Origin of the sequence: Avibacterium sp. 20-132, assembly GCF_023611925.1 — a bacterium.
Classification (GTDB): domain Bacteria; phylum Pseudomonadota; class Gammaproteobacteria; order Enterobacterales; family Pasteurellaceae; genus Avibacterium.
On the sequence record NZ_CP091456.1, the window covers coordinates 1,142,531 to 1,160,027 of the forward strand.

Below are 17,497 nucleotides of genomic sequence, written 5' to 3' on the forward strand. Positions count from 1 at the left end.
TAAGATATAGGTTTTATTACTTGACAATTTTAATGAATTATTACAAATTTAACGCCGTTAAAGTAAGTTTTAATAGGCTTTAATTGCTTGCTTTATGAATTGGAAATTTAATAACTAAAACTTAATAAGGAATAATTATGCAAATTAATCGTCGTCGTATGCTACAACTTACCGCTGCGGGTTTTGCTGCAGGTTTTTTTCACCACAAAGTCGTTGCTGAAACACAAGCCATTACAACGCAGACAACATTTACGCTACCTAGCGCTGAACACCCTCTGCTATTAAACTTTAATGAAAATTCTTTGGGAATGAGCCAGTCTGCACGTCAGGCGATTATTAATCATCTCAATTTATCCAATCGTTATCCGGACAGTGAACGTGAAGGTTTGATTGAGGATATTGCCAAGCGTTTTAATCTTAATACGGAAAATATAGGATTAGGTAATGGTTCTTCTGAAGCGATTGAAGCGGTGATTGCAGGTTGGATTCAGCAAGCGAATGAGAAAAAGCAAGCTGTACAAGTGATTGCGCCCGATCCAACATTTGGGATTTATGAAGATTATGCCGCTGCACGCAATGTGCCGGTGGTGAAAGTTCCACTAAAAGAGGATCTCTCATTTGATCTTAAAGCAATCCGTGCGGTTGCGGATCAATTTGATGGTATGAGCATTATTTATCTTTGTAACCCAAATAATCCAACTGCATTATTGACGCCAAGTAGCCAGTTGGCGCCTTGGTTAGATAATATTCCAGCGAATCATCGTTTGTTGATTGATGAGGCTTATGCAGAATATGCCGAAGGTGATCCGCAATTCACCAGCGCGATGGAATGGGTGCGTAAAGGGACTGAACATTTAGCTGTAACGAGAACGTTTTCTAAATTATATGCATTGGCAGGCTTGCGGATTGGCTATATGGTGGCAGCGAAATCAGAAATGGACTATTTACGTCAATTCTTAAGCGCCGATAACACTAACTTAACCGCTGCAGTGGCTGCACGTGCAACATTAGCAGATAACGCATTTTTACAAGAAAGCCGTCGTGTTACAGATGAATCTCGTCGTATGGTGATGAAAGCGCTTGATGAATTAGGGCTTACTTATATACCAAGTAGTGCAAATTTCATTTTTCACAGTATCAAAGGTGATAGTGTAGAATATGCAAAACGTATGAAAGCATACAATATTGTTGTTGGCCGTCCTTTCCTGCCATTAACGAATTACAACCGTTTAACCTTAGGTACACCGGAAGAAATGGCGTATGTTATTGAAGTGTGGAAAACATTTCGTCAAAAAGGATGGCTCTAGAGAGATAAAATAAGCTAAATTTTCACCGCACTTAGGTGAATAATTTTGCAAGTTGGCGTAAAAGTCATCAAGTGATAAAAAATCTTAAAAATTTGCAAAAAAAGACTTGCAAAGATTTTCGAGGTGTCTATAATACGCCGCACACAACGACGCGACGTTGTAGAAGTGAAGATGATACAAATCGCGTCGTTCTTTTTTTGCTCTTTAACAATCAATCAGACAATCTGTGTGGGCATTCGTTGATTTTCAAAAAGATTTAAAATTTAGAAATCAATGATGCTTAACTTAAAATTCAAATAGAATATAACGTTATGTATTCATTGAGCGAGATTGAACTGAAGAGTTTGATCATGGCTCAGATTGAACGCTGGCGGCAGGCTTAACACATGCAAGTCGAACGGTAACGGGTTGAAAGCTTGCTTTCGATGCTGACGAGTGGCGGACGGGTGAGTAATGCTTGGGAATCTGTTTTATGGAGGGGGATAACCATTGGAAACGATGGCTAACACCGCGTAATATCTGAGGATTAAAGTAGTGGGACCGCAAGGCCACTAGCCATAAGGTGAGCCCAAGTGGGATTAGGTAGTTGGTGGGGTAAAGGCCTACCAAGCCTGCGATCTCTAGCTGGTCTGAGAGGATGACCAGCCACACTGGGACTGAGACACGGCCCAGACTCCTACGGGAGGCAGCAGTGGGGAATATTGCGCAATGGGGGGAACCCTGACGCAGCCATGCCGCGTGAATGAAGAAGGCCTTCGGGTTGTAAAGTTCTTTCGGTGATGAGGAAGGTGGACGTGTTAATAGCACGTTGATTTGACGTTAGTCACAGAAGAAGCACCGGCTAACTCCGTGCCAGCAGCCGCGGTAATACGGAGGGTGCGAGCGTTAATCGGAATAACTGGGCGTAAAGGGCACGCAGGCGGTAAATTAAGTGAGATGTGAAATCCCCGAGCTTAACTTGGGAATTGCATTTCAGACTGGTTTACTAGAGTACTCTAGGGAGGGGTAGAATTCCACGTGTAGCGGTGAAATGCGTAGAGATGTGGAGGAATACCGAAGGCGAAGGCAGCCCCTTGGGGAGATACTGACGCTCATGTGCGAAAGCGTGGGGAGCAAACAGGATTAGATACCCTGGTAGTCCACGCTGTAAACGCTGTCGATTTGGGGGTTGAGCTTTGAGCTTGGCGCCCGTAGCTAACGTGATAAATCGACCGCCTGGGGAGTACGGCCGCAAGGTTAAAACTCAAATGAATTGACGGGGGCCCGCACAAGCGGTGGAGCATGTGGTTTAATTCGATGCAACGCGAAGAACCTTACCTACTCTTGACATCCAAAGAAGAACTCAGAGATGAGTTTGTGCCTTCGGGAACTTTGAGACAGGTGCTGCATGGCTGTCGTCAGCTCGTGTTGTGAAATGTTGGGTTAAGTCCCGCAACGAGCGCAACCCTTATCCTTTGTTGCCAGCATGTAGAGATGGGAACTCAAAGGAGACTGCCAGTGATAAACTGGAGGAAGGTGGGGATGACGTCAAGTCATCATGGCCCTTACGAGTAGGGCTACACACGTGCTACAATGGTGCATACAGAGGGAAGCGAGCCTGCGAGGGTGAGCGAATCTCAGAAAGTGCATCTAAGTCCGGATTGGAGTCTGCAACTCGACTCCATGAAGTCGGAATCGCTAGTAATCGCGAATCAGAATGTCGCGGTGAATACGTTCCCGGGCCTTGTACACACCGCCCGTCACACCATGGGAGTGGGTTGTACCAGAAGTAGATAGCTTAACCGAGAGGGGGGCGTTTACCACGGTATGATTCATGACTGGGGTGAAGTCGTAACAAGGTAACCGTAGGGGAACCTGCGGTTGGATCACCTCCTTACCGAAGAGAAGACGAATGTTCACACAGATTGGTTGATTGATGTTAGACAATGAGAAGCAAAGGATGTAGTAGAGATTATCTTTATATGTAGTCCCCTTCGTCTAGAGGCCTAGGACATCGCCCTTTCACGGCGGTAACAGGGGTTCGAATCCCCTAGGGGACGCCATATAAAGCTAATCTTATAGCGAATTGCTCTTTAACAATGTAAAAACAAGCTGAAAACTGAAGAGACTTTCAAGCCGGTGATAAAGGATAAAGTTTATCACTGAATTGAAGAAGTCTGAGTAGAAGAAGACTTACTTGAACAAAAGCAAGTAAGCGATTCTCAACGAATGACGATGATAGCTTTAAGGAAAAAATCCTTGAGGTTGTATAGTTAAGTGAGAAAGCGTACAGGGCGGATGCCTTGGCAATCAGAGGCGAAGAAGGACGTGCTAATCTGCGAAAAGCGTGGGTGAGTTGATAAGAAGCGTTTAACCCACGATGTCCGAATGGGGAAACCCGATAGGTGAAGAACCTATCATTGTTTACTGAATAAACTAGGTAAACAAGGCGAACCGGGAGAACTGAAACATCTAAGTACCCCGAGGAAAAGAAATCAACCGAGATTCTGTGAGTAGCGGCGAGCGAAAGCGGAGTAGCCAGTAAGTGATAGCAAGTGATTTAGGAGAATTGACTGGGAAGTCAAGCGAAACAGGGTGATAGCCCCGTATCTAAAAAATCGCGTGTGGTACTAAGCTTACGAGAAGTAGGGCGGGACACGAGGAATCCTGTTTGAAGATGGGGGGACCATCCTCCAAGGCTAAATACTCCTGATTGACCGATAGTGAACCAGTACTGTGAAGGAAAGGCGAAAAGAACCCCGGTGAGGGGAGTGAAATAGAACCTGAAACCCTGTACGTACAAGCAGTGGGAGCCCTTTGGGGTGACTGCGTACCTTTTGTATAATGGGTCAGCGACTTATATTTTGTAGCGAGGTTAACTGAATAAGGGAGCCGAAGGGAAACCGAGTCTTAACTGGGCGATGAGTTGCAAGGTATAGACCCGAAACCCGGTGATCTAGCCATGGGCAGGTTGAAGGTTGGGTAACACTAACTGGAGGACCGAACCGACTAATGTTGAAAAATTAGCGGATGACCTGTGGCTGGGGGTGAAAGGCCAATCAAACCGGGAGATAGCTGGTTCTCCCCGAAATCTATTTAGGTAGAGCCTTGTGTGAATACCTTTGGGGGTAGAGCACTGTTTCGGCTAGGGGCCCATCCCGGGTTACCAAACCGATGCAAACTCCGAATACCAAAGAGTACTGCACAGGAGACACACGGCGGGTGCTAACGTCCGTCGTGGAGAGGGAAACAACCCAGACCGCCAGCTAAGGTCCCAAAATCTATATTAAGTGGGAAACGAAGTGGGAAGGCTTAGACAGCTAGGATGTTGGCTTAGAAGCAGCCACCATTTAAAGAAAGCGTAATAGCTCACTAGTCGAGTCGGCCTGCGCGGAAGATGTAACGGGGCTAAAATATAGTACCGAAGCTGCGGCATCAATCGAAAGATTGTTGGGTAGGGGAGCGTTGTGTAAGCGGAAGAAGGTGAATTGAGAGGTTTGCTGGACGTATCACAAGTGCGAATGCTGACATAAGTAACGATAAAACGGGTGAAAAACCCGTTCGCCGGAAGACCAAGGGTTCCTGTCCAACGTTAATCGGGGCAGGGTGAGTCGGCCCCTAAGGCGAGGCTGAAAAGCGTAGTCGATGGGAAACGGGTTAATATTCCCGTACTTGGTAAAGCTGCGATGTGGGGACGGAGAAGGTTAGGTTAGCGTACTGTTGGAAATGTACGTTTAAGTTGGTAGGTGGGTAGACTAGGCAAATCCGGTCTACTGTCAACACAGAGAGATGATGACGAGGCTCTACGGAGCTGAAGTAACTGATACCACACTTCCAGGAAAAGCCACTAAGCTTCAGGCTTTACTAAACCGTACTGAAAACCGACACAGGTGGTCAGGTAGAGAATACTCAGGCGCTTGAGAGAACTCGGGTGAAGGAACTAGGCAAAATAGCACCGTAACTTCGGGAGAAGGTGCGCTGGCGTAGTGTGAAGTTCTTTGCGAATGGAGCATGAACCAGTCGAAGATACCAGCTGGCTGCAACTGTTTATTAAAAACACAGCACTCTGCAAACACGAAAGTGGACGTATAGGGTGTGATGCCTGCCCGGTGCTGGAAGGTTAATTGATGGTGTAATCGAAAGAGAAGCTCCTGATCGAAGCCCCAGTAAACGGCGGCCGTAACTATAACGGTCCTAAGGTAGCGAAATTCCTTGTCGGGTAAGTTCCGACCTGCACGAATGGCATAATGATGGCCAGGCTGTCTCCACCCGAGACTCAGTGAAATTGAAATCGCCGTGAAGATGCGGTGTACCCGCGGCTAGACGGAAAGACCCCGTGAACCTTTACTATAGCTTGACACTGAACCTTGAATTTTGATGTGTAGGATAGGTGGGAGACTATGAAGCGGTAACGCCAGTTATCGTGGAGTCGTTGTTGAAATACCACCCTTTAACGTTTGATGTTCTAACGAAGCGCCTGAAACGGGTGTTCGGACAGTGTCTGGTGGGTAGTTTGACTGGGGCGGTCTCCTCCCAAAGGGTAACGGAGGAGCACGAAGGTTTGCTAATGACGGTCGGACATCGTCAGGTTAGTGCAATGGTATAAGCAAGCTTAACTGCGAGACAGACAAGTCGAGCAGGTGCGAAAGCAGGTCATAGTGATCCGGTGGTTCTGAATGGAAGGGCCATCGCTCAACGGATAAAAGGTACTCCGGGGATAACAGGCTGATACCGCCCAAGAGTTCATATCGACGGCGGTGTTTGGCACCTCGATGTCGGCTCATCACATCCTGGGGCTGAAGTAGGTCCCAAGGGTATGGCTGTTCGCCATTTAAAGTGGTACGCGAGCTGGGTTTAGAACGTCGTGAGACAGTTCGGTCCCTATCTGCCGTGGGCGTTGGAGAATTGAGAGGGGCTGCTCCTAGTACGAGAGGACCGGAGTGGACGCATCACTGGTGTACCAGTTGTCTCGCCAGAGGCACTGCTGGGTAGCTAAATGCGGAAGAGATAAGTGCTGAAAGCATCTAAGCACGAAACTTGCCTTAAGATGAGTTCTCCCCGACTTTAAGTTGGTAAGGGTTGTTTGAGACTAAGACGTAGATAGGCTGGGTGTGTAAGCGATGTGAGTCGTTGAGCTAACCAGTACTAATTGCCCGAGAGGCTTAACTATACAACGCTCAAGGGTTTTGGCTTGTTTTTGATTGAAAGAGTAGGGATTTTAGAGCGAAAGGCTTTGAAGTCTATAAAGAAGAGAGATAAGCGAAAGAATTATCTTGGCGGCGTTAGTGCAGTGGACCCACCTAAATCCATGCCGAACTTAGAAGTGAAACGCTGTAACGCCGATGGTAGTGTGGGAGTTTCCCATGTGAGAGTAGGGCACCGCCAGGTTTTATTTTGTTAATTTATTATGATATTAGTAAATTAACAAAATAAAATTTTTTGGCAGCAATAGTGTAGCGGACCCACCTAATTCCATGCCGAACTTAGAAGTGAAACGCTATAACGCCGATGGTAGTGTGGGATTTTCCCATGTGAGAGTAGGTCACTGCCAATTACAAATTTTGCGGAGCGGTAGTTCAGCTGGTTAGAATACCTGCCTGTCACGCAGGGGGTCGCGGGTTCGAGTCCCGTCCGTTCCGCCACTTCACTTAGGGGCGTAGTTCAATTGGTAGAGCACCGGTCTCCAAAACCGGGTGTTGGGAGTTCGAGCCTCTCCGCCCCTGCCATTATATAACCTATTTTTCTATATTTTCCCTCTTCTATTTTCTCTGATTTTATTTAAATTCATTTTCTATGATGATTATTTGTAGCAGTTTAAAATCAGGATTATACAAAATGTTATCCATTTAAAGTCTACAGATAGTAAATAAGAAGTTAAGTAATCTTTAAACAATATGATTACTTTTTTAACCTATTTCCTTTATTTTTACGATCGTGATCGCAGAAGTGCGGTGTTTTTATTGCGAGTTTTTACTCTGAAATGCAAAGTATAACCGCTGATTTATTCAGTATTTATACGTTTTGTTTTATGAATAAGGAAAACCGTAATGAAAATTAAGACAATTTTATCTTCTTTACTTCTATCAACCGCATTATTAGGGAGTTTTTCTGTTGCCGCACAATCTCAACAAAATGATAAGGCGAGTCCTCAGTTAGAAAGCGCAGTGGAAGTGGCGAAAGCCTCTTCTTCTTTTATTGGCGAAAAATTGAATATCAATACTGCAACAGCTAGCGATATTCAACGTGCATTAGTGGGTATTGGCGCTAAAAAAGCGGAAGCGATTGTTGAGTATAGAGAAAAACACGGCAAATTTACTGCCATAGAACAGCTGTTGGAGGTTCAGGGCATTGGTAAAGCAACATTAGAAAAAAACAGAGAACGCATTGATCCTTTATCATTTAGTGAAAATAGCAAATAGTGATCGCAATTAAAATGCACTATACTAATCAAACTAAGTATATTGCGGAAGAATATTGTGATTGAGCGGTAATCCTGCGTTGATTTCCTATCAGTTCGTATTGCAAAGGCGGCTTAGTAGTCGCCTTTTTTATTTTATAAGGAACAACAATGAAACAAAAAATTGTGCTTGCTACAGGTAATCAAGGTAAAGTGCGAGAAATGGCTGATGTACTTGCCGAATTTGGTTTTGATGTCATTGCTCAAACTGATTTAGGGATTGAAAGTCCAGAGGAAACGGGGCTGACATTTATCGAAAATGCCTTATTAAAAGCGCGTTATGCCGCCAAAATATCGGGGTTACCTGCTATTGCCGATGATAGCGGATTAGTGGTGAATGCCTTGAATGGCGAACCGGGCTTATATTCCGCGCGCTATGCGGGTGTTGAGGGCGAGCAGGCTGATACTGAAAATCGTAAAAAATTACTGCAAAAATTAGCAAATGTACCCGCAGGTGAACGTCAGGCTAAATTTGTGAGTTGTATTGTTTTATTGCAACACGAAACGGATCCTTCACCAATTATTGCCGAGGGAGAATGTGAAGGTGAAATTACTTTTGCAGAAAAAGGAAAAAATGGTTTTGGCTACGATAGTGTGTTTTTCTATCCTAAAAAAGACCGCACTTTTGCCGAGCTTGATACCCAAGAGAAGAAAAAAATCTCACATAGAGCCAGTGCATTAAGTGTATTAAAAGAACGTTTACAAATAAAAGTGCGGTCAAAATAATGCGAGTTTTACCGCCATTAAGCCTGTATGTGCATATTCCTTGGTGTGTGCAAAAATGTCCTTATTGCGATTTTAATTCGCACGCACAAAAAGCAGGCATTCCCGAACAAGAATATATCGCGCATTTGTTGGCTGATTTACACCAAGATCTACTGCGTTATCAAGCAAGTCTTGCTGAGCGAACACTGCATTCCATTTTTATTGGCGGCGGTACGCCAAGTTTGTTTTCTGCACAAGGCATAGCTCAATTATTACAAGGAATTGAACAGCAAATCGCGTTTGCACCAAATATTGAAATTACGTTAGAAGCCAACCCCGGCACGGCGGAAGCGACACGTTTTGCGGGCTATGTTGAAGCAGGGGTAAATCGCCTTTCTTTAGGCATACAAAGTTTTGATGATGAAAAATTGCAACGTTTAGGGCGTATTCATAATGCGACCGAAGCAAAAAAAGCGGTACAAATGGCGAAAGAGGCGGGTTTTAAGCGTATTAATTTAGATTTAATGCACGGTTTACCCAATCAAAGCCTTGAGCAAGCGAAAGATGATTTACACCAAGCTATCGCCCTTGAACCGAGCCATCTTTCTTGGTATCAACTGACGATTGAGCCAAATACAATGTTTGCTTATCGCCCTCCTACTTTGCCCGATGATGATGCCCTATGGGATATTTTTGAGCAAGGACATCAACTGTTAAGCCAAGCAGGCTATGTGCAATATGAAACATCAGCTTATGCAAAAGCTGGCGATCAGTGTCGGCATAATCTGAATTATTGGCGATTTGGTGATTATTTAGCGATAGGTTGTGGAGCGCACGGAAAATTAACCTTCCCCAATGGGGAAATAGAGCGTTTTTCTAAAACCAAGCACCCGAAAGGCTATATGCGTGGGGAATATTTATATGAAGAAAAACAAATCGCGCTTGAAGATCGTCCTTTTGAATTTTTTATGAACCGTTTTCGCTTGCTTGAACCTGTGCCAAAATCAGAGTTTGAGCATTTGACAGGATTATCACTTGACGTGATAGCCCCCCAAATTGCGTGGGCAAAATCAAAAAAATATATTCAGGAAAACCACCGCACTTGGCAAATTACTGAGCAAGGAAAACTCTTTTTGAATGAATTATTAGCAGAGTTTTTACCAGAATAAGGCTTGTATCTATCCTTGAATGGGATTAAAGTAGATGCCTTGTTCGCAAACGGTTACTTATGTCAAATTTGAACATCAATATTATGCGTTAAGGGAAAGAATATGGATCAACTCGCAATGAAAAAGCAAGCGGCACAAACCGCATTACAATATGTGAAGCCTGATATGATTGTCGGCGTGGGAAGTGGCTCAACGGTAAACTGCTTTATTGAAGCGCTTGGTGCAATGAAAAATAATATTAAAGGTGCAGTAGCCGCTTCCAAAGCTTCAGAGGAATTATTGAGAAAACAAGGGATTGAGGTATTCACTGCCAATGATGTATCCAGTTTAGATATTTATGTTGATGGCGCAGATGAAATTAACCCTCAAAAAATGATGATCAAAGGCGGAGGGGCAGCACTGACTCGAGAAAAAATTGTCGCCGCACTCGCGAAGCAATTTATTTGTATTGTGGATCAAAGCAAACAAGTGGACGTACTAGGTTCAACCTTTGCATTACCTGTAGAAGTCATCCCCATGGCACGCTCGCAAGTTGGGCGTAAATTAGTCAGCTTAGGTGGTGCGCCAGAATATCGTGAAGGCGTGGTAACCGATAACGGCAATGTGATTTTAGATATATATAATTTTCCAATTTTAAATCCCATTGAAATGGAAAAAACCTTAAATAATGTTGCAGGTGTAGTAACCAATGGTATTTTTGCCTTGCGTGGCGCAGATATTGTGATTGTCGGCACACCACAAGGGGCAGAAATTATCGAATAACTATTTGATTATGGAGAGCAAAATGTCAGCAAAAGTCTCACTGGATAAGTCTAAAATTAAATTTGTACTGCTAGAAGGCGTGCATAAAAATGCCGTTGATGTGCTAAATGCCGCAGGCTATACCAATATTGAATATCATAAAAAAGCCCTTGAGCCAGAAGAATTAAAAAAAGTGATTAAAGATGCCCACTTTTTAGGTATTCGTTCACGCACGCACTTAACTGCTGAGGTATTGGAGTGCGCTAACAAATTAATCGCGGTGGGCTGTTTTTGTATTGGCACGAACCAAGTGGATCTTGAAGCGGCGAAAATGCGAGGGATTCCCGTGTTTAATGCACCATTCTCTAACACCCGTTCGGTAGCAGAGCTGGTACTAGGCGAAATTTTGCTCTTAATGCGTAATGTACCGCAAGCCAATGCCGAAGTGCATCGTGGTTTATGGAACAAATCTGCTGTAGGTTCACACGAAGTGCGGGGCAAAAAATTAGGCATTGTTGGCTACGGACACATTGGTTCTCAGCTTAGTGTGATTGCCGAATCTCTCGGAATGAACGTGTTTTTCTATGATATTGAAACCAAATTACCACTGGGTAACGCACAGCAAGTTGGTTCTTTGGAAGAATTGCTTGCCAATAGCGATGTTGTTTCCCTACACGTTCCAGAAAATAATTCCACCAAAAATTTAATGAATGCTAAACGTATCGCACAATTAAAAGAAGGCAGTATTTTAATTAATGCCGCACGTGGAACGGTGGTGGATATTGATGCGTTGGCTGCCGCGATTAAAGCCGGCAAAGTGCGTGGGGCAGCATTGGATGTGTTTCCAAAAGAACCCGCTTCTATTAATGAAGAATTTGTTTCGCCATTACGTGGTTTGGATAATGTTATTCTTACCCCGCATATTGGCGGTTCAACGGCAGAAGCACAAGAAAACATTGGTACAGAAGTGGCGAGTAAGTTTGTTAAATATTCCGATAACGGCTCAACGCTTTCAGCGGTAAATTTCCCAGAAGTGTCTTTACCAGAACACAGCAAAACCAAGCGTTTATTGCACATTCACGAAAATCGCCCGGGCGTGTTAAACCACATTAACCAACTTTTTGTGCAAGCAAATATTAACATCGCTGCACAATACCTACAAACCGATCCAAAAATTGGTTATGTTGTGATTGATGTAGAAACTGATGACTGTTCACAACTCTTACAACAACTGCGTGAAATTGATGGCACTATTCGAGCAAGGGTGTTGTATTAACTTTGCTTGGCTTTGAATGTTAAGTCTTGTCTATAAAGGAAGTGCGGTAAAAAATCACAAAATTTTTACCGCACTTTATTTTTATCCTGTTCTTGTTTTTATAACATTCTGAAAATTTGCCTGTCTATGATACACTTGCCAGCAATTTTTTGATGATGGATTGATGATGAAAAAATTTTTCTTTTTTCTTTTATTTTTGTTGCTCTTGATTGGGGGCGCGGCACTTTGGGGTTATCAGCACCTCACACAATGGATAAATCACCCCGTAAATGTGCAAGCTAATCAATTATTAACCGTGGAGCGTGGCACGACAGGTGTAAAATTAGCGAAGCTGTTGGAGCAAGAAAAGCTGATTGATGATGCCACTTATTTACCTTGGTTATTAAAACTTCAACCACAATTAAATAAGATTAAAGCAGGAACATATAGCCTTGACGGTGTAAAAACGCTGGCGGATTTGTTGCAACGTTTGAACGAAGGTAAGGAAGTGCAGTTGAATGTCCGTTTTTTAGAAGGGGATACCTTTAACACGTGGCGTAAAACGTTGACGAAAGCCCCTTATTTGCAACAAACTTTGGCAGATAAAACAGAAGAAGAAATTTATCAATTATTGGATTTGCCGGCAGATTTACCGCATAAAATTGAAGGCTGGTTATATCCAGATACCTATCACTATACGCCGAAATCTACCGATCTGGCGCTTTTAAAACGGGCGGCTGAACGGATGACGAAATTATTAGAAAAGATGTGGGCAGAGCGTGATGCCGATTTACCATTAAAAAATGCTTATGAGATGTTGATTTTGGCATCTATTGTAGAGCGTGAAACCGCTTTAAATGATGAGCGTGGCAAAGTGGCTTCTGTTTTCATTAACCGCTTGAATAAAAAAATGAAATTGCAAACTGATCCAACTGTGATTTATGGAATGGGTGAGCGGTATAATGGCAATATTCGGCGTAAAGATTTGGAAGAAGCCACCCCTTATAATACTTATGTGATTGAGGGGTTGCCCCCTACGCCAATTGCAATGCCAACGGAAAGTGCGTTGAAAGCCGTTGCTCACCCTGAAAAAACGGAATTTTTATATTTTGTCGCAGATGGTACGGGTGGACATAAATTTAGCAAAAACTTACAGCAACATAATCAGGCCGTACAGGAATATCTGCGTTGGTATCGCCAACAGAAAAGTGAGAAATAAGATGACTGGTAAATTTATTGTGATCGAAGGCTTAGAAGGGGCGGGCAAAACGACTGCTCGTGATGCCATTGTGGAAGTGCTAGCCCGTGAGGGTGTAAGTGATGTGGTGTTTACTCGTGAACCCGGCGGCACGCCTTTGGCGGAAAAATTGCGTCATTTGATTAAATACGAAACAGAAGAGCTCGTAACGGATAAAGCAGAACTGTTAATGCTTTATGCCGCGCGCATTCAGTTGGTGGAAAATGTGATTAAGCCCGCCCTTGCTGAAGGTAAGTGGGTGGTGGGCGATCGCCACGATTTATCTTCCCAAGCTTATCAAGGGGGCGGTCGTCAAATTGATGCAAAGTTGTTGCAAACCTTAAAGCAAACGGTGTTAGGCAATTTTTCCCCTGATCTCACCTTATATTTAGATCTTGATCCTGAAATTGGTTTAGCGCGAGCGAGAGGGCGTGGTGAATTAGATCGTATTGAACAGCAAGAAATTGCCTTTTTCCAACGTACCAGAGATCGTTACTTAGCCTTGGTTAAACAAGATCCCAATGCGGTGATGATTAATGCTGAACAAAGCATTGAACAAGTGCGTGCCGATATTCAAAGTGCGGTGCAAAATTTCATTAAAAATCATCAATAAAATTTATGTTACGTTATCCTTGGTTGCAACCCTATTACGACAAAATTATCCACGCCTTTGAACAAGGGTATGGGCATCACGCCTTGTTATTTAAAACGGAGCAAGGCATTGGCAGTGATGCGTTGTTGCGTGGCGTGGCAGCGTGGTTAGTCTGTCAATCGCCAAAGGGCCATCAACCTTGTGGTGCGTGCCATCATTGTCAGCTTTTTAATGCAGGCAATCACCCTGATTTTTATCTGCTTGAACCGATTGAAAATAAGGATATTGGTATCGATCAAGTGCGTGAAGTGAATGAAAAAGTGGCGCAGCGTTCACAACAGGGAGGCAATAAAATTGTGATGATTAAACAGGTGGATCGCCTGACAGAATCTGCCGCGAATGCCTTGCTGAAAACCTTAGAAGAACCGACGCAACAGACCTATTTCCTGCTTCAAGCCGATCTTTCGGCGAGCTTGTTGGCAACCATTTACAGCCGTAGTCAGCCTTGGTTAATCGCCAACCCGACACAAACGCAAGCTCTAGCTTGGCTGGCGGAGCAAAATGTGGGAAAAATGGAAGAAATTCGCACCGCACTTGATGTTTCGCACGGTCGTCCACTTTCTGCCTTGGCTATGTTGCAACAAGGATTATTACAAAAACGCACGTTATTGTTACGTCAATTTTGGCTGTTTTATACGCGCCGTTCGCCACTGGAATTATTACCGCACTTTGAAAAAGAGATTTTATTCCAGCAACTCGATTGGTTGAGTGGATTTTTGCGCGATGCGTTAAAAATGAAATTGAATGTGCCAGCTCAATGGGTTCAGACGGATTTTTTGCAAGCTATTCAACGTTTTAACCAAAAACAGAGTACGCAAGGGCTACTTAAAGCCAGCAAAATTATGCAGCAAGTGCGGTCGGATTTATTACAAATTAACGGCGTGAATCAAGAAATTATTTTGCTTGATGGCTTAACACGCTTAATTACCGAGGTCTTTGAACCTCAACAAACGCATTAGGAAAGTAAAATGTTTATTGTAGATAGTCATTGTCATTTAGACGCATTAGATTATGAAAACTTACATCAAAATGTTGCTGATGTGGTGCAAAAAGCCAAACAACGTGGTGTGCAACATTTACTTGCGGTGGGCGTAACCTTAAAACGTTTTGAGCAAATGTATGAAACCTTAAAACCGTTTTCTGAAATTTCCTTAGCTTGTGGTGTTCACCCTTTAGATTTAGATGATGAACCTTTTGATGCGACACGTTTACATCAGCTGGCGCAAGATGATAAGGTGATCGCTATTGGTGAAATGGGCTTGGATTATTATTACAGTGTGGAAAATAAAGCTCAGCAGCAAGCTGTGTTTGCTGAGCAAATTGGCGTAGCGAATGCGTTAAACAAGCCAATTATTGTGCATACCCGCTCAGCAAGAGAAGATACCATTGCCTTGTTGAAAGAACATCAGGCTGAAAAGTGCGGTGGTGTTTTGCATTGTTTTACCGAAAATTGGCAAATGGCAAAACAAGCCCTTGATCTGGGATTTTATATTTCCATTTCAGGCATTATTACCTTTAAAAATGCGGAAGAACTACGTGAAGTTGTACGTCAAGTGCCGTTAGATCGTTTATTGGTGGAAACCGATAGCCCTTACCTTGCGCCTGTGCCTTATCGTGGAAAACAAAATCAGCCTGCTTATACTCGTGAAGTGTGTGATTATGTTGCTACCTTGAAAGGGCTTTCAAGTGAGGAATTTGCCCAAATAACCACACAAAATTTTGAGCGTTTGTTCAAAATTCAGGTACAATAAAACATTACCTTAGCTGGAGGAAGAAACAATGCGACGCTTTTTTAAATATTTTTTCATTTTGATCATCTTTTTATTTCACGGTTTTTTATTTGCCCTTGTAAACTATGTTACCCCTCATTATGATGTAACCCGAGTAACAGGCGTGGAAGTAAAACGGGTGGATAAAGATGGTCCAATCACCAAATCGAATCCAGCAGATGGCCCGACCCGTGATGTGTATTATATTTATACGCAAAAACCGAATGAAGATAAGGTGATGGTGTATCGCAATGAAGATACACGCTGGAGTTTTCCTTTCTATTTCAAATTTGGCTCTGCCGATTTACAAGCCAAAGCACAAAGCTTTGCTGTGGAGCATAAATTGGTACAAGTGAAATATTATGGCTGGCGTTTAGTGCTATTTGATGAATTCCGTAATGCCACCTCAATCAAAGAAGTTACCTTAGATGAAGGGGCGTCTTACCCAATTCTGTCTTATGTATTTTATTTCTTCTTGTTGATTACACTGTTCTTCTCAATCCAATTTGTGCGTGGTTGGTTTGATAGCGAAAAATAAGTGTCAAAATCAGGTGAAAGTGGTGTATCTTGCGATGCACCATTTTTCTTCTAAGGATAATAAAAATGGGATTATTTGAAGCAATATTAAGTTTAACCGCCTTAATTGGCGTCAGTGCGGTGATTTCTTCTGCAGAAATTTCATTAGCGGGAGCAAGAAAATTAAAACTACAAAGCCTTGAAAATGAAGGCGATGAACGAGCAAGATTAGTGCTACAACTGCAAGCGCAACCGGGGCGATTTATCACCGTGGTGCAAATTGGCTTGAATATGGTGGCAATTTTAGGTGGGGTGATTGGCGAAAGTGCCATTAGTCCTGTGCTAGAAAAATTACTTGCCCAATATAGCCACGCAGAATGGCTGCAAAGTGCCGCATCTTGGTTGTCTTTTGCCATTGTAACCATTGCGTTTATTTTGCTGGCGGATCTGATTCCTAAACGCCTTGCAATGACCAATCCCGAAGCTGTCGCGTTGCGTACTGTGCGCATTATGCTGTTCTGCATTTTCTTATTTAAGCCTATCGTGTGGCTGTTTGATGCTATTGCCAACGGCGTATTTCGCTTATTGCGTATTTCTACCGTGCGAGAAGATAACCTGACCCCTGAAGATATTGTGGCGCTGATGGACGCAGGGGCAGAAGCAGGTGTGTTAAAAGCGCAAGAACATTATTTGATCGAAAATATTTTCGATATGCAAGAACGCACGGTGACTTCCACAATGACCACGCGTGAAAATATTGTGTTTTTAGACCGCACTTTTGATCGTGAAAAGGTGGTGGCAACGATTAAATCTAATCCGCATTCTAAATTGCTCATTTGCGATAATGGATTGGATAAAATTTTAGGTTATATTGAATCACATAGCTTACTCACACTGTATTTACAAGAACAACAGGTTTCCCTTACGGATCAGCGTGTTTTGCGTAAACCACTATTTATTCCTGATACCTTATCCTTGTTTGAAGTGCTGGAATTGTTTAAATCTGCTGGTGAAGATTTTGCCGTGATTGTGAATGAATACGCGTTGGTGGTAGGAATTGTAACGCTCAATGATGTAATGAGTATTGTAATGGGCGAATTAGTTTCGAGTGAAGAAGAGCAAATTGTTCGCCGTGATGAAAGCTCGTGGCTGATTGACGGTGCAACACCTTTAGAAGATGTGATGCGCGCCTTAGAAATAGAAAATTTCCCCGATGCAGAAAATTATGAAACTATCGGTGGATTTATGATGTATATGTTACGTAAAATCCCGAAAAAAACTGACTTTGTTCTCTATGATAACTATAAATTTGAAATTATTGATACAGAGAATTTTAAAATCGATCAGTTAATGGTTTCCCTTAGAAAAGATTAATTTTAGAGAATAAAAAACCCTACGTCAGTAGGGTTTTTTATACACTTAATCTTATTTCGTGCTTGGAATGCTGAAACGTTTGTTGAAGCGTTCAACACGACCACCAGTATCAACAACACGTTGTTTACCTGTGTAGAATGGGTGGCAGTTGCTGCACACGTCCAAGTTCAAATCTTTACCTAAAGTTGAACGAGTTTTGATCACATTACCGCAAGAACAAGTTGCCGTAATTTCTTTATATTCTGGGTGAATACCTTGTTTCATAGAAAACCTCAATTTGAAGCCACTCCGCTCTCTAAAACTGAATTTAGCACCGAGTGTGGTTAATATTACACT

Annotated in this window: 13 protein-coding genes, 3 tRNA genes and 4 rRNA genes; 19 read left to right on the plus strand and 1 reads right to left on the minus strand. The window is 43.0% G+C overall.

What is annotated here, in order from left to right; translation table 11 throughout:
- Window positions 1–137 precede the first annotated feature (137 nt).
- The 19 genes from L4F93_RS05420 (at window position 138) to L4F93_RS05510 (ending at window position 17,161) form a co-directional block, all read left to right on the plus strand.
- Complete coding sequence (locus L4F93_RS05420) at window positions 138–1,307, plus strand: pyridoxal phosphate-dependent aminotransferase (protein WP_250351467.1); 1,170 nt, start codon at window positions 138–140, stop codon at window positions 1,305–1,307.
- A 332-nt stretch (window positions 1,308–1,639) separates the two neighbouring features.
- A 16S ribosomal RNA gene (locus L4F93_RS05425) occupies window positions 1,640–3,183 on the plus strand.
- 90 nt (window positions 3,184–3,273) lie between these two features.
- Window positions 3,274–3,349, plus strand: a tRNA-Glu gene (locus L4F93_RS05430).
- 208 nt (window positions 3,350–3,557) lie between these two features.
- Window positions 3,558–6,456, plus strand: a 23S ribosomal RNA gene (locus tag L4F93_RS05435).
- 102 nt (window positions 6,457–6,558) lie between these two features.
- A 5S ribosomal RNA gene (gene rrf, locus L4F93_RS05440) occupies window positions 6,559–6,674 on the plus strand.
- 50 nt (window positions 6,675–6,724) lie between these two features.
- Window positions 6,725–6,840 (plus strand): 5S ribosomal RNA (rrf, locus tag L4F93_RS05445).
- The 16S, 23S and 5S rRNA genes sit together here with 3 tRNA genes alongside, the layout of an rRNA operon.
- Before the next feature lie 11 nt (window positions 6,841–6,851).
- A tRNA-Asp gene (locus L4F93_RS05450) sits at window positions 6,852–6,928 on the plus strand.
- A gap of 8 nt (window positions 6,929–6,936) precedes the next feature.
- Window positions 6,937–7,012, plus strand: a tRNA-Trp gene (locus L4F93_RS05455).
- A 321-nt stretch (window positions 7,013–7,333) separates the two neighbouring features.
- Complete coding sequence (locus tag L4F93_RS05460; RefSeq protein ID WP_250351468.1) at window positions 7,334–7,705, plus strand: ComEA family DNA-binding protein; 372 nt, start codon at window positions 7,334–7,336, stop codon at window positions 7,703–7,705.
- A 149-nt stretch (window positions 7,706–7,854) separates the two neighbouring features.
- Window positions 7,855–8,469 carry an RdgB/HAM1 family non-canonical purine NTP pyrophosphatase gene (rdgB, locus tag L4F93_RS05465; RefSeq protein WP_250351469.1) on the plus strand — a complete coding sequence of 205 codons (615 nt, stop codon included), beginning with the start codon at window positions 7,855–7,857 and terminating at the stop codon, window positions 8,467–8,469.
- Window positions 8,469–9,617, plus strand: coding sequence for a radical SAM family heme chaperone HemW (gene hemW / locus L4F93_RS05470; RefSeq protein WP_250351470.1), 1,149 nt, complete (start codon window positions 8,469–8,471; stop codon window positions 9,615–9,617). The genes rdgB and hemW overlap by 1 nt, the downstream gene beginning before the upstream one ends.
- A gap of 102 nt (window positions 9,618–9,719) precedes the next feature.
- A complete protein-coding gene (gene rpiA / locus L4F93_RS05475) occupies window positions 9,720–10,379 on the plus strand; it encodes a ribose-5-phosphate isomerase RpiA (RefSeq protein WP_250351471.1) in 660 nt (219 codons plus the stop codon).
- Window positions 10,380–10,401: 22 nt separating this feature from the next.
- Entirely contained in the window at window positions 10,402–11,634 is a 1,233-nt protein-coding gene (serA, locus tag L4F93_RS05480) for a phosphoglycerate dehydrogenase (RefSeq protein ID WP_250351472.1), read from the plus strand.
- A 166-nt stretch (window positions 11,635–11,800) separates the two neighbouring features.
- Window positions 11,801–12,832, plus strand: a complete 1,032-nt coding sequence (gene mltG / locus L4F93_RS05485; RefSeq protein WP_250351638.1) for an endolytic transglycosylase MltG — start codon at window positions 11,801–11,803, stop codon at window positions 12,830–12,832.
- 1 nt (window position 12,833) lies between these two features.
- Window positions 12,834–13,463: a dTMP kinase gene (gene tmk, locus L4F93_RS05490; protein ID WP_250351473.1), complete on the plus strand. Its 630-nt coding sequence runs from the start codon at window positions 12,834–12,836 to the stop codon at window positions 13,461–13,463.
- 5 nt (window positions 13,464–13,468) lie between these two features.
- A complete protein-coding gene (locus L4F93_RS05495) occupies window positions 13,469–14,461 on the plus strand; it encodes a DNA polymerase III subunit delta' (protein WP_250351474.1) in 993 nt (330 codons plus the stop codon).
- 9 nt (window positions 14,462–14,470) lie between these two features.
- Window positions 14,471–15,253, plus strand: a complete 783-nt coding sequence (locus L4F93_RS05500; RefSeq protein WP_250351475.1) for a TatD family hydrolase — start codon at window positions 14,471–14,473, stop codon at window positions 15,251–15,253.
- A 28-nt stretch (window positions 15,254–15,281) separates the two neighbouring features.
- Window positions 15,282–15,809: a DUF1523 family protein gene (locus tag L4F93_RS05505; protein ID WP_250351476.1), complete on the plus strand. Its 528-nt coding sequence runs from the start codon at window positions 15,282–15,284 to the stop codon at window positions 15,807–15,809.
- Window positions 15,810–15,874: 65 nt separating this feature from the next.
- Window positions 15,875–17,161 (plus strand): hemolysin family protein, encoded by a 1,287-nt coding sequence (locus L4F93_RS05510; protein ID WP_250351477.1) that lies wholly within the window; start codon window positions 15,875–15,877, stop codon window positions 17,159–17,161.
- 51 nt (window positions 17,162–17,212) lie between these two features.
- Here L4F93_RS05510 and rpmE read toward each other — a convergent pair whose 3' ends face one another.
- A complete protein-coding gene (gene rpmE, locus L4F93_RS05515; protein WP_103854262.1) occupies window positions 17,213–17,425 on the minus strand; it encodes a 50S ribosomal protein L31 in 213 nt (70 codons plus the stop codon).
- Window positions 17,426–17,497: the final 72 nt, after the last annotated feature.